The sequence below is a fragment of the Rhodococcus sp. NPDC003318 genome, from assembly GCF_042879035.1.
GTDB lineage: Bacteria > Actinomycetota > Actinomycetes > Mycobacteriales > Mycobacteriaceae > Rhodococcus_G.
This window is the reverse complement of record NZ_JBIAOU010000011.1, coordinates 1-12,557: the sequence shown is the minus strand read 5'-3', so window position 1 is coordinate 12,557 and position 12,557 is coordinate 1. Positions and strand designations below refer to the sequence as shown.

13 protein-coding genes and 1 other RNA gene are annotated in these 12,557 nt (G+C 70.9%); 6 read left to right on the top strand and 8 right to left on the bottom strand.

What is annotated here, in order from left to right:
- Position 1: 1 nt before the first annotated feature.
- Both ACFYVR_RS17665 and ACFYVR_RS17660 read right to left on the bottom strand, forming a co-directional pair.
- Positions 2-1,342 (bottom strand): glutamine synthetase family protein, encoded by a 1,341-nt coding sequence (locus tag ACFYVR_RS17665; RefSeq protein ID WP_387475394.1) that lies wholly within the window; start codon positions 1,340-1,342, stop codon positions 2-4.
- Positions 1,343-1,394: 52 nt separating this feature from the next.
- On the bottom strand, positions 1,395-2,945 hold the full coding sequence (locus tag ACFYVR_RS17660) for an alpha/beta hydrolase (protein ID WP_387475392.1): 1,551 nt from the start codon (positions 2,943-2,945) through the stop codon (positions 1,395-1,397).
- A 236-nt stretch (positions 2,946-3,181) separates the two neighbouring features.
- On the opposite strand from ACFYVR_RS17660, the gene ACFYVR_RS17655 reads away from it, so the two are divergent.
- The 5 genes from ACFYVR_RS17655 (at position 3,182) to ACFYVR_RS17635 (ending at position 7,234) form a co-directional block, all read left to right on the top strand.
- Complete coding sequence (locus ACFYVR_RS17655; RefSeq protein ID WP_387475390.1) at positions 3,182-3,853, top strand: endonuclease domain-containing protein; 672 nt, start codon at positions 3,182-3,184, stop codon at positions 3,851-3,853.
- Positions 3,853-4,728: a 3-methyl-2-oxobutanoate hydroxymethyltransferase gene (gene panB / locus ACFYVR_RS17650; RefSeq protein WP_387475388.1), complete on the top strand. Its 876-nt coding sequence runs from the start codon at positions 3,853-3,855 to the stop codon at positions 4,726-4,728. Before ACFYVR_RS17655 ends, panB begins: the two co-directional genes overlap by 1 nt.
- Before the next feature lie 178 nt (positions 4,729-4,906).
- Complete coding sequence (locus ACFYVR_RS17645; RefSeq protein WP_387475386.1) at positions 4,907-5,362, top strand: hypothetical protein; 456 nt, start codon at positions 4,907-4,909, stop codon at positions 5,360-5,362.
- Positions 5,363-5,409: 47 nt separating this feature from the next.
- The gene (gene pip, locus ACFYVR_RS17640; protein ID WP_387475694.1) at positions 5,410-6,327 is read left to right on the top strand and encodes a prolyl aminopeptidase; all 918 of its coding nucleotides are present in this window, start codon (positions 5,410-5,412) and stop codon (positions 6,325-6,327) included.
- A gap of 43 nt (positions 6,328-6,370) precedes the next feature.
- On the top strand, positions 6,371-7,234 hold the full coding sequence (locus ACFYVR_RS17635; RefSeq protein WP_387475384.1) for a CHAD domain-containing protein: 864 nt from the start codon (positions 6,371-6,373) through the stop codon (positions 7,232-7,234).
- A 7-nt stretch (positions 7,235-7,241) separates the two neighbouring features.
- On the opposite strand, the gene ACFYVR_RS17630 is transcribed toward ACFYVR_RS17635, so the two are convergent.
- The 3 genes from ACFYVR_RS17630 to rnpB all read right to left on the bottom strand — a co-directional run bounded on the left by ACFYVR_RS17630 (position 7,242) and on the right by rnpB (position 9,768).
- On the bottom strand, positions 7,242-8,645 hold the full coding sequence (locus ACFYVR_RS17630) for an RNB domain-containing ribonuclease (protein WP_387475382.1): 1,404 nt from the start codon (positions 8,643-8,645) through the stop codon (positions 7,242-7,244).
- Positions 8,646-8,742: 97 nt separating this feature from the next.
- Positions 8,743-8,925, bottom strand: a complete 183-nt coding sequence (locus ACFYVR_RS17625; protein ID WP_387475380.1) for a hypothetical protein — start codon at positions 8,923-8,925, stop codon at positions 8,743-8,745.
- Positions 8,926-9,338: 413 nt separating this feature from the next.
- Positions 9,339-9,768: RNase P RNA component class A (gene rnpB / locus ACFYVR_RS17620), an RNA gene on the bottom strand.
- Positions 9,769-9,805: 37 nt separating this feature from the next.
- Between rnpB and ACFYVR_RS17615 the strand changes: the two genes are divergently transcribed.
- Positions 9,806-10,330: a DUF1697 domain-containing protein gene (locus tag ACFYVR_RS17615; protein ID WP_387475378.1), complete on the top strand. Its 525-nt coding sequence runs from the start codon at positions 9,806-9,808 to the stop codon at positions 10,328-10,330.
- Positions 10,331-10,373: 43 nt separating this feature from the next.
- Here the strand turns inward: ACFYVR_RS17615 and ACFYVR_RS17610 are convergent, their stop codons facing one another.
- The 3 genes from ACFYVR_RS17610 to ACFYVR_RS17600 form a co-directional block, all read right to left on the bottom strand.
- Positions 10,374-11,585: a bifunctional RNase H/acid phosphatase gene (locus ACFYVR_RS17610; protein WP_387475376.1), complete on the bottom strand. Its 1,212-nt coding sequence runs from the start codon at positions 11,583-11,585 to the stop codon at positions 10,374-10,376.
- Complete coding sequence (locus tag ACFYVR_RS17605) at positions 11,582-12,319, bottom strand: zinc ribbon domain-containing protein (protein WP_387475374.1); 738 nt, start codon at positions 12,317-12,319, stop codon at positions 11,582-11,584. Before ACFYVR_RS17605 ends, ACFYVR_RS17610 begins: the two co-directional genes overlap by 4 nt.
- Positions 12,320-12,476: 157 nt before the next feature.
- Positions 12,477-12,557, bottom strand: an 81-nt coding sequence (locus tag ACFYVR_RS17600) for an IS3 family transposase (protein ID WP_387471220.1), incomplete at its 5' end; no start/stop codon positions are given.

Genomic DNA, 12,557 nt, shown 5'->3' with positions numbered 1-12,557 from the left:
GCTACAGCCCCAGGGAGCTCTTGAGCTCGAACGGCGTCACCTGGCTGCGGTACTCCTCCCACTCCCGGCGCTTGTTGCGCAGGAAGAAGTCGAAGACGTGCTCACCGAGCGTCTCGGCGACCAGCTCGGACCGCTCCATCTCCGCGAGCGCCTCGCCGAGGCTGCCCGGCAGCTCCTTGTACCCCATGGCCCGACGCTCCGCGGCGGTCAGCGACCACACGTCGTCCTCGGCCTCGGGCGGCAGGGCGTAGCCCTTCTCGATGCCCCGCAACCCGGCGGAGAGCAGGACCGCGAACGCCAGGTAGGGGTTGCAGGCGGAGTCGGGGCTGCGGATCTCGACGCGCCGCGACGACGCCTTGTTCGGGGTGTACATCGGCACCCGCACCAGCGCGGACCGGTTCGACGGCCCCCACGACGCCGCCGTCGGGGCCTCACCGCCGTGCACCAGCCGCTTGTAGGAGTTCACCCACTGGTTGGTCACCGCACTGATCTCGTTCGCGTGCTCGAGGATGCCCGCGATGAACGCCTTGCCGGTCTCCGACAGCTGCATCGGATCGTCGGGATTGTGGAAGGCGTTGTTCTCGCCCTCGAACAGGCTCATGTGGGTGTGCATCGCGGAACCGGCGTGCTCGGCGAACGGCTTCGGCATGAAGCTGGCCCGCACACCCTCGTTCCGCGCCACCTCCTTGACCACGTACCGGAACGTCATGACGTTGTCCGCCATGGACAGCGCGTCCGCGTACCGCAGGTCGATCTCCTGCTGTCCGGGCGCGGTCTCGTGGTGGCTGAACTCGACGGAGATGCCCATCTGCTCGAGCGCGTCGATGGCGTGCCTGCGGAAGTTCGGCGCCGAATCGTGCACGGCCTGGTCGAAGTAGCCGCCGGAGTCCGCGGGGATCGGCGGCGTCCCGTCCATCGGGCCGTTCTCCAGCAGGAAGAACTCGATCTCGGGGTGCACGTAGCAGCTGAACCCGAGGTCGCCGGCCTTGCTCAGCTGACGCCGCAGCACGTGACGCGGATCCGCCCAGGACGGTGTGCCGTCCGGCATCGCGATGTCGCAGAACATGCGCGCCGAGTGCTGCCGGCCGTCCTTGTGCTCCCACGGCAGGATCTGAAAGGTCGACGGGTCGGGCATGGCGACCGTGTCGGCCTCCGACACCCGGGAGAAGCCCTCGATGGCCGAGCCGTCGAAGCCGATGCCCTCGGCGAAGGCACCCTCGAGTTCGGCCGGGGCGATCGCCACCGACTTGAGGTAGCCGAGGACATCGGTGAACCACAGCCGGACGAACCGAATGTCGCGCTCCTCGAGTGTGCGGAGCACGAATTCCTTTTGGCGATCCATGCACGCGAGAGTAGGCACAGTGCGTTAAATCTGTGTTACATGCCCGGATTGGTTACGAACACGTGAGGTCAGCACCCGGATCGGTCAGATCGGTCAGGTAGGCCACGACCGCGTCGTCGACGCACGAGACCCCGTTCAGGGCCACGGTGTGCTGCGTTCCGCGGTAGGTGATCAGCGCCGCGCCCAGCTGCTTCGCCAGGTCGACACCGGCCTGGTACGGCGTCGCCGGATCCTGCGTCGTCGAGACCACCACCATCCGCGGCAGCCCGGACGCGTCCACCGTGTGCGGCTCGGCGGTCGGCGCCACCGGCCAGAAGGCACACGCGTCGAGCGGAGCGGCGCCCGTGCCGAGACCGTCGTCGAGGAACGGCGCCGCCCGGCGGTACGCCTCGTCCCCGGCCGCCGCGACCGCACGGTCGGTCACCGGAGGATCGTCCACACACCGGATCGCGTTGAACGCGTCGTTGATGTTGCTGTACGCCCCGTCGTCGTCCCGGCCCTGGTACTGGTCGGCGAGCATCAGCAGCGCGTCGCCGCGCCCCTGCGCGAGCGCGTTCAGCCCGCTGCGCAGTGCGCCCCACAGTTGCGGTGAGTACAGCGCCTGCTGGACGCCGGTGATCGCGTCCTGGTAGCCGAGGCCGCGGGGATCCGTCGTCGCGGCGGGCCGGTCGATCAGCGGATCGACCAGCGCCCGGAACCGGGCCACCGCCTGACCCGGATCCGCGCCCAACGGGCACGACGCGGTCGTCGCGCAGTCCGCGGCGAAGTCGTCGAAGGCCTGCTGGAACCCGGCCGCCTGCAGCACCGTCTCCTCGACCGGATCCTGTTCGGGATCGATGGCACCGTCGAGCACCATCGCCCGCACGTTCCCGGGGAAGGTCTCGGCGTAGGTCGTCCCGAGCCGGGTGCCGTACGAGAAGCCGAGATAGGTCAGTTGCGGGTCGCCGAGCACAGCGCGGATCACGTCCATGTCCCGGACGACCTCCCGGGTGCCGACGTGGGCCAGGAAGTCCGACCCCATCCGGTCCGCACACGTGGCGGCGTAGTCGGCGTTGACGTCCTCGGCGTGGGCGATCCCGGCGGGGCTCATGTCCACCTTCGGGTCGGCGCGGTCCGCGTCGAACTCGGCGTCGGTCAGGCACCGGATCTGGGGGGTGGACGCGCCGACCCCGCGCGGATCGAACCCGATCACGTCGAAACGGTCGGCGAGGTCGGTGCCGTCGGCGGTCGTCGCCAGCGACAGCCCCGACGCCCCCGGACCACCCGGATTGACCAGCAGCGACCCGATCCGGTCGCCGGACGCCGCGCGGCGCGAGATGGCGATCTGCGCCGTCGCCCCGGTCGGGTCGTCGTAGTCGACCGGCACCGTCACGTACGCGCACTCGAGTCGGCCCGGGAGCGGACCGTCGGTCGCGAAGTCGGCGCACGATCCCCACTGCACCGACTGGGAGTAGAACGACTCCAGCCCCGCCGGCACCGGCCCGGCCGCGGGGGTCGGCACCGGCTCGGCCACCGGATCCGCGGTGTCGCCACCCGAGCAACCGGCCACGACCACCGACACCACGATGCCCGCGACGACCGCCGCGGGAGTCCTCCTACGCATGTGGACGATGGTGCCACGGGCCGCCGAACGCCCAGGTCGGGCAGGATCTGCCCCGGATCTCGGGGCCGATCCTGCCGAACCGACGATCGGAACCGGCCGTGCGGTCGACCACGTCCAATCCGGCATGATCCCCGTCTCCGTACACACGACGATGGCGAAGCAGGACGGTGTCGTGTTCGGCGCCACCGGGATCACTCGTCCGTCGCCGAGACCTGCACTGGGCGGACGTCGGCACCGTGCGCGGTCTGCGTGTCACCGAACTTCCCCTGACGGTGCTCGAATCAGCCGTCGAACTCCGCGACGGCGCTGCGTTGACGGACCGCGCGTTGCAGCGGCACACGACACTCCCCGTCCTCGTAGCGGTGCACGAACGGAACAGGGGTCGTACGGGCGCGCGGGCGGCAGCGCAGCTCCTGCACTCCGCCGGAGCCGGTGGGCACAGCGAGGCCGAGAGGATGCTGTTGCAGCTCCTGCGGTCGTGGGGGCTGACGGGTTGGCGACCGCACGTGACCAGCTGCGGATACGAGATCGACGTGGCGTTCACCGACGCCCGGATCGCGATCGAGGTGGACGGCTGGGCCTGGCACCGCGACGTCGACCGGTTCAACCGCGACGCGAAGCGGCAGAACGTGCTCGTCAACGCGGCTGGCACGTCCTGCGGTTCACCTGGCACCAACTCCGGTGCGATCCCGACGGGGTGCGCGATCAGATCCTGGCCGCGTTGGCGACCCGCCGATGATCGATCGGGCAGTACAGCCCCGTGGCCCGGGGCCGATCCTGCCCGATCCGACGTCCGGGGTGTGACGAACTGCACCGTCGCGACCGGGCGCGACGGTGGCAGACTGGCGGTGTCATCACCCACAACCCGGGGACCCGCACTGGGCCTCGAGGCACGAAAGGGGCACTGATGTCCGAGAACCCTGCGTCTGAGAACCCTGCGTCTGAGAACGCTCCCGTGTACGGCGGTGCACCGACCCAGCCGGTCCGGCGCACCAAGATCCGCACCCACCACCTGCAGGCCATGAAGGCCGAGGGACAGCGCTGGGCGGAGCTGACCGCCTACGACTACTCCACCGCCCGGATCTTCGACGAGGCCGGCATCCCGGTACTGCTCGTGGGCGATTCCGCCGCGAACGTCGTGTACGGCTACGACACCACGGTCCCGGTCACCGTGGACGAGATGCTTCCCCTGGTCCGCGGCGTGGTCCGCGGCGCCCCGCACGCCCTGGTGATCGCCGACCTGCCGTTCGGCAGCTACGAGGCGTCGCCGCAGCAGGCACTCGAGACCGCCTTCCGCTTCATGAAGGAGGGCCAGGCGCACGCGGTGAAGCTGGAGGGCGGCGAACGCGTCGCCCCGCAGATCGCGGCCCTGACCGCCGCCGGCATCCCGGTCCAGGCGCACATCGGATTCACCCCGCAGTCGGTCAACAGCCTCGGCGGCTTCCGCGTCCAGGGGCGTGGGGACGGCGCCGAGCAACTCGTGGCCGACGCGATCGCCGTCCAGGAGGCAGGGGCGTTCTCCGTGGTCATGGAGATGGTGCCCGCCGAGCTGGCCGGGCAGGTCACTCGCAAGCTGACCATCCCGACCGTCGGCATCGGCGCGGGTGTGGAATGTGACGCCCAGGTGTTGGTCTGGCAGGACATGGCAGGCTTCACCAGCGGCAGGACCGCCAAGTTCGTCAAGCGGTTCGCCGCCGTGGGCGACGAGTTGCGGGGTGCGGCCACCGCCTATGCCGCCGAGGTCCGGGCGGGCACGTTCCCCGCGGAGGAACACAGCTTCTGACGCGCCGCCTCCCGATGGGTGGAATGTCACATCGGGCGCCTCCCACGCACACGATGTGACGGTGCCCCGGCGGATCAGTGGCACACTCGGGTGAGTCCGCGGCCGGATCACCGGTCGCGGTCGCCCACCCGCCCGGCGGCGCGGCCCGCGTCGCCGCCCGACAGTCTGGGGTCGCCACATGTCCTTGCGCCGTTCCGCTTTCGCCGTCGCCGGGTCGGCCGCCGTGCTGGCCCTGGCCGTGGGCTGCGCGAGCGACGGGGCTCCGGCTCCGACCGCGACCGGGGGCACCACCGCCGTGCCCGCGCCGGGCACCGCCGCGCCGGGGGCGGCACAGTCGGGGGCCGTGATCCCGGGTGACTCCGGCGGGGTCACCACCACCCAGGCGGAGCAGCTCTGCTCCGACATGGCGGCGCAGCTGCAGAACTGGCGCACCTACACCCCGACGATCGGCAAGGGCGGACTGAACACCGTCGTCGGCACGTGGGCGGCCCGCAACGGCGTCAACATGCTCGATCTGGTCGCACACAAGGCGAGGATCGACGTGATCACCTCCGCCCAGTGCCCCGACGTCCGGGACGGTGCGCTGTACGCGCTCGAGATCCCGGACCTCGCGTCGGGCCTGATCGGGTTCTGACGGTGCGCCGGAAGCCGTACCCGCCGATCGGGCCGCACCGGACCGGGATGCTCGACGTCGGTGACGGCCAGCGAATCCGCTGGGAGCAGAGCGGAAATCCCGACGGCAAGCCGGTGGTGTTCCTGCACGGCGGCCCCGGCGGCGGCGCCACGCCCGACCACCGCAGGTTCTTCGACCCGCAGGCCTACCGCATCGTGCTGTTCGACCAACGCGGCTGCGGCGGATCGACCCCGCACGTCGCGGACGGCGCCGACCTGTCGGTGAACACCACCGCTCACCTGATCGCCGACATCGAGGTGCTCCGAGGGCATCTGGGAATCGAGCGGTGGCAAGTGTTCGGCGGGTCGTGGGGGTCGACGCTGGCGCTGGCGTACGCGCAAGCGCACCCGGACCGCGTCACCGAGCTGGTGCTGCGCGGCATCTTCCTGGTCCGCCGCAGCGAGATCGACTGGTACTACAACGGCGGCGCGAGCACGATCTACCCGGACCGATGGGAGGAGTTCCTGGCCCCGGTCCCCGAGGCGGAGCGCGGCGGGGACCTGGTCGCCGCGTACCACCGCCTGCTGCACGATCCGGATCCGCGGGTCGCGACGGCCGCGGCGGTGGCGTGGTCCGCGTGGGAGGCGGCCACCAGCGAGTTGATCCCGAAAGTCGACCACGTGCAACGCAATTCGGAGGAACGGTTCGCACTGGCCTTCGCCCGGATCGAGAACCACTACTTCGTGCACGACGGCTTCCTCGCGGAGAACCAGCTGCTCGACGGGATCGGCGCGATCGCGCACATCCCGGCGGTGATCGTGCAGGGCCGCTACGACGTCGTGTGTCCCCCGACGACGGCGTGGGCGCTGCACCGCGCGTGGCCGGCGGCGCGCCTGCACCTGGTCGACGACGCGGGGCACGCCGCGGCCGAACCGGGCATCACCCACCACCTGATCGAGGCGACGGACGGATTCCGGGACCGGTGACGAGCGCACTGCGCCGTTCACGTGCGTCCTGTAGACCTGATGCATGAGCAAGGCGCAGCGCAAGTCGGACACCCGAGCAGTACTCCGCACCGTCGACACCCACCGGAGCAGGCTGGCCGACCTGGCGGACGCGGTGCGCGCCGACGAACCCGATGCCGTCCACCAGATGCGGGTCTCCGCCCGTCGCCTGCGCAGTGTCCTCGGCACCTACCGGTCGCTGTTCCCGCGGGACGAGGCGCAGCCGGTGCGGGACGAGTTGAAGTGGCTCGGCAGCGTTCTCGGCGCAGCGCGGGACGAAGAGGTCCTCGCCGCCCGGTTCGAGGAGCTTCTCGACGCCCAGGCCCCGGATCTGGTCCGGGGCACGGTGCGGTACCGGCTCGTCACCGCGCACCGCGAGGGCTACCGGGAGGCGCACGCCGACGCGGTCGCGGTCCTGGCCGGCGAGCGCTACCGGGAACTGCTGACACTCCTCGACATCCTGTACGGCGAAGCCGAGAGTGTCGGCGCGGGCGCGGTGGGCAAGGAGCTCCGCAAGTCCCGCAGGAAGGTGCTGAAGGCGGGTGCGTCGGCCGGGCTGGGCGGCGCCGATCCCGGCCCGGCCGACGCGCTGCACGCGACCCGCAAACGCGCCAAGGCCCTGCGGTACGCGGCCGAGGCCGTCACCGACTCGCGAAAGTCCGCGAAGAAGGTCGCGCGCGGCGCCGAGGACCTGCAGACCGTCCTCGGCGACTTCCAGGATGCGGTGGTCGCCCGCGCCCGGATCCTCGACACCGCCGATCGGGCCCGGGCCGCGGGCGAGGACACGTTCACCTACGGCGTGATCGCGGCGGCCGAGCAGGCGCGGCAGCACCGCGCCGTGACGGCGGCGTGCACGGTGCTGGCCGTGGTGCGCAAGCGCAGCGTGTGACCGCCCGTCACCCGTCGTAGGCGAACCGCACGGTCCGGGCGTCGACGTCCGCGGCGGTCAGCCGAACCGACAGCCGCTCCCCCTCGGGTGGGCTTCCCGCGCACTTGGCGATCACGACGGGGTCCGTGACGAACACCTCCGCGTCGCGCTTGCCGTTGGCGCCGCGCAACACGACGGCGTCGAACCGCTCCCCCTCACGACCGGCGAGCACACTGGCCTCCGCGACGTCCAGGCACGCCCGGTCCACCTTGCCTGCGAGCGAGTCCGAGCCGCGCATGATGTCGGGGAGGGTGGTCAGCGCGTCCCGGACCCACTGTGGCACTTCGGTTCCCGCGCTGACCGCGAGACAGATCTCGGTGCCGAACCGGTCCGACAGGCGGCGCAGCGGCGCGGTGACGTGCGCGTAGGGCGCCCCGATCCCCGAGTGCGCGACGAGTTCCGGGACGGTCCCGTCGAACGCCGCGTAGCCGGCGCCACGCAGCAGCGCGGTCGCCTCGCTCATCATCACCAGGGTGTCGGGGGTGTTCGGTTCGAGCGCGGCGAGCATCGCACCGACCGGGAGCCGATCCGGCCACGCCAGACCGAGCGCGCGGGCGGTGCGGCGCAGGGCGTGAACCTCATCCGCCGGCGCCGGCGGCAGCGTACGCAGCAACCCGATTCCGGCGCGTTGCATCAACCGCGCCGCACACATCCCGGTCAGCAGCGACACCTCCGCATTCCAGTCGTCGACGTCGGTGCGCGGAGCCACGTCCAGTCGCCACCCACTGCCGTCGGCGACCACCTCCTGCTCGGGCAGCTTCAACTCGATCGCTCCGCGGTCCAGCGCGGACGCCATGCGGAGTTTCCCGAACTCGGGCAGTGCCGCGATCGACGGATGCAGCGAACCCGAATCCGAGTCGGCCTGCACACCTGCGTAGTCGAACCGCGCCACCGACCGCACCAGGGCGCGGGTGACGCCGAAGGACACCGGTTCGGCGCGCTCGTCGACCTCGATCCGCCACAGCGCCGCCGGCCGGACGCGGCCGGGCAGAAGGCTCGCCGCGTCCTCCGAGAGCACCCGTGGGTGCAGCGGCGACGACCCGTCCGGAAGGTAGAACGTCTGTCCGCGGCGCCGCGTCTCGATGTCGAGAGCACCGCCGGGTTCGACGACCGCGGCGACGTCCGCGATCGCGTAGTGCAACACGAAGCCGGTCGCGGTCCGCTCGAGGTGCACGGCCTGGTCGAGGTCCATCGACGTCGGCGGATCGATCGTCACCAGGGCGATGTCGGTGCGGTCGGCGCGCTCCGCGGCGAACCGGTCCCGGGCGGCCAGCGCCTCGGACCACGCCGCGGGCGGAAAGGTGCCCGGCAGCGCGAACTCCCGGCGGACTGCGTCGAAGTCGATGCCGCGGGCGAAGATCCGGGTGGTCACGGGCCGAGCCTAGTGTCCGCGGCGGGGCACGCGCGGGGACCGACCGACCGCGGCGCGACCACCCCCGACGAGCGCGATCGATGGCCGCGGCGGCGGTTCAGTCGTCCCAGTCCCGATCGGCCTTGTCCGCGGCCCGGTTCCGTTCGGCCGCGATCTCGAGTGCCCGCTTCGCCGTCTCACGGTCCGGGTACGGCCCCATCCGGTCGAGTCCCCTGGCGTCCTTGCCCTGCCGGACCGACCCGTCGGCCACGCAGTAGTACCACTGTTCGTCCTCGCTCATTGCTCCAGTGTGCGCCCCGGTCGCCGGGAACCGCCGAATGTCGAACATGTGAATTTCCACGAGACGTGAAAGTTTTTCGGGGACTTCACTTGAGCAGAGCTCACAACCGTGACATTCTTACGCCGCAGCGGGCCACGGCTGTCGATTCCGCCTCGGCGACACGTGGCCTTTTGATCTGCCCTGGATCAGCTGTACCGCCACGACCGTGAACGGAGAACCACCCCGCATGGAGCCCATGTCCTACCTGCTCTACGACGCACTGCTGCCGCACCTCGGCGATAAGGACGCGAAGCACTGGGCGACCCTTCTGGTCATCAACCCCGTCTAGGCGACCCGAGTCGACGATGCCCTCGTTCCGCTGGACGGGGGCATTTTCGTGTCGCCGTTTCCGCACCCCCGTCAGGAGGATCGGGCGGACGAGTTGGCCTGTAAGCCGGATCCTGTTCCCGGCGCATGCGCCGGGCGGCGACCATCCATCTGGGCACACCGTCGCCGGGTACCTCGAGCGGTCCACCCGCAGGCTCGGGCGAGCAGCCCTCGAACACCTGCGCAGCCGCACCTTCGAGAAGGTGCGGCCTTCGACCTTGCTCCGGGCGGGGTTTACCTAGCCACCCCGGTCACCCGGGGTGCTGGTGCGCTCTTACCGCACCGTTTCACCCTCACCGACGCCATGCCCTCGAAAGAGCGTGTGCCGGCGGTCTGTTTTCTGTGGCACTGTCCCGCGGGTCACCCCGGGTTGCCGTTAGCAACCGCCCTGCTCTGTGGAGTCCGGACTTTCCTCGGCACCGGGCCTGCACGCTGGATGCGTACGGTTCCCGCCGCCGCGGCCGCCCGACCAACTCGTCCGCCCGTACAGAGTACCCGGCAATAGAGTCGGGGCATGACACGGTATGTGGCTCTGTTGCGGGGAGTGAACGTCGGCGGGATCACCATCAAGATGGCCGACCTGAAGGAGACCGTCGGCGACGCCGGCTTCACGAACGTGAAAACCGTGCTGGCGTCGGGCAACGTCCTGTTCGACTCCGACCGCACCGACTCCGCCGGGATCAAGGCCGACATCGAGGCCGCCCTGCGTGAGCGGTTCGGGTACGAGGCGTGGATCGTGCTCCTCGACCAGCCGACGCTCGCCCGCATCGTCGACGACTTCCCGTTCGACGCCGAGCGCGAGGGCTGGCATCCATACGTGCTGCTGTCGTCGGATCCGGCGATGCTGACCGAGATGCTGACCGCCGCAGCCGATCTCGAACGCGGCGACGAGACACTGCAACTCGGCGACGGGGTGCTCTACTGGCACGTCGAACGCGGCCGGACGCTGCAGAGCCCCTTCGGAAAGCTGTCCGGCAAGGCGAGATACAAGTCCACGACGACGAACCGGAACCTGCGGACGCTCCGCAAGCTGCTGTAGCGCGCGAGTTCGGTACCCGAAGCGACCGAACCAGCGCACAGCTCTACAGGTGGGAGGTGTCGTTGACCAGGCGGACCGAGGCACCGCCGTCGGGGTAGAACTCGGCGATCGACAGCGATGCGAGATCCAAGTGCAGGCGGTACAGCAGCGTGGGCCCGACGTCGAGCGCCAGCTGCAGCAGCGTCTTGATCGGCGTGACGTGGGAGACGACCAGGACGTTCTGCCCCGGGTGGTCGCGGATCAGATCCGCCTGGACGGCCTCGATGCGGACGCGGACCTCGTCGAAGCTCTCCCCGCCGGGCGGACGCACCGACGTGTCGCGGAGCCACGACCGATGCAGGTCGGGGTCGCGCTGCGCGGCCTCCCGGAAGGTCAGCCCCTCCCACTCGCCGAAATCGGTTTCGGTGAGGCCGTCGTGCACGCGGACCTCGAGGCCGAGCGCGTCGGCCGCCGCCTGCGCGGTCTGCCGGGTGCGCCCGAGTGGTGAGGACACCACGGCCGCGATCCCCCCGCGGGCGCCGAGCCGCGCCGCGGCGGCCGCGGCCTGTGCGCGTCCGACCTCGGTCAGGTCCGGATTCCCGCGGCCGGAGTAGCGGCGTTCCACCGACAGCGGTGTCTGGCCGTGCCGCAGCAGCAACAGTCGCGTCGGGACACCGACGGCGCCGGTCCAGCCGGGCGCGGCCGGTGCGGCGGCCGACGTCGCCGCCGGTGCCACCTCCGGGATGTCGGTCGGGGCCGCTGTGGGCGCAGCGGCGACACCACCGGAGGGAACCCCGACGACGGTGCCCGCGGTCTCGACCACGGTGCCGTCCATGGCCAGGTTGGCGAGCCGGTCGGCGTGGGCGTTCTCTGCCCGCGGGATCCACGTGTAGGTGACGACGTCGAAGTCGGCGGCCAGCTCCCGCGCGCGGGCCGCGAGCGGAATCATGTCCGGGTGCTTGACCTTCCAGCGACCCGACATCTGCTCGACGACGAGTTTCGAGTCCATTCGGACGTCGACGGCGTGGGCGCCGAGCTGGGCGGCCGCGGTCAGTCCCGCGATGAGCCCCTGGTATTCGGCGACGTTGTTCGTCGCGATGCCGATGTCGGCGTTGCGTTCGGCGAGGACCCGGTCGTGGTCCGCGTCGAAGACGACGGCGCCGTAACCCGCCGGGCCGGGGTTGCCCCGCGAACCACCGTCAGCCTCGACCACCACGCGTGCGGGACAGGTGTCCGATTCGCGCACGGAGCCCCCCTGCGTCGCCTGTGCGGTCACAGACCGGATTCCTTGGTGCGCACCATGATCGCGCTGCACTCCGGGCACCGCACCACGACATCGGGTGCGGTCGCGGCGATCCGGGCGATCTCGCCGCGGTCGATCTCGATGCGGCACGCGCCGCAGCGCCGCGCCTGCAGCAGTGCCGCGCCGACACCGCCGCCCGCACGCTGCCGGTCGTACACGGCGAGCAGGTCGTCCGGGAACTCGGCGACGAGCCCGGCGCGGTCGGATTCGCAACGCTGCTGCGCGGCGTCGAGGTCGGCGAGCGCGTCGTCGCGCCGACGGGTCGCGTCCACGAGCGTGTCGTCGATCCGATCGACCTGACCGCCGGCGCGTTCGTAGTCGCCCTGCGTGGCCTCGCGTCGTTCCATCACCTCGAGGAGCTCCTCCTCGAGAACGCCCTGGCGGCGGGTGAGGCTGCCGAGTTCGTGTTCGAGCTCGGTGAGCTGCTTGGCGCCGACGGTGCCGGACTCGAGCAGAGCGCGGTCGCGTTCCTCACGCTTGCGGACGGCGTCGACCTCGCCCTCGAGCTTGCTGATGTCGCGGTCGAGGTCGTCGAGGACGATCTGGACGGCGACGGCGGCGTCCTTGAGTCCCACCCGGTCGGCTTCGAGGCGCTGCACCTCTTCCTGTTCGGGAAGGGTGCGCCTGCGGTGCGCGATCCTGGTCAGCTCGGTGTCGACCGCGGCGAGGTCGAGCAGCTTGGCCTGGATCCGGGGTTCGACATTCACGCGGGCATCGCTCCTGGTTGTGCTCTCGAGGGTGGGTATCGCATACCGTACCGCCCCGCCGCGCGGGCCTCCCCCACGGCGCGTCATCCCACACCCCTGGCTGAAGGTGCCCTTCGTGTGAACTGGTCCCCGGAAGTTGGACCGGGTAATCGGAAGCCTAGGCGGCGAGGGCTTGGGCCCGGTATGTGACCGGGCTCAAGCCGTCGAGCTTGGTGGAGATCCGTTCGGTGTTGTACCA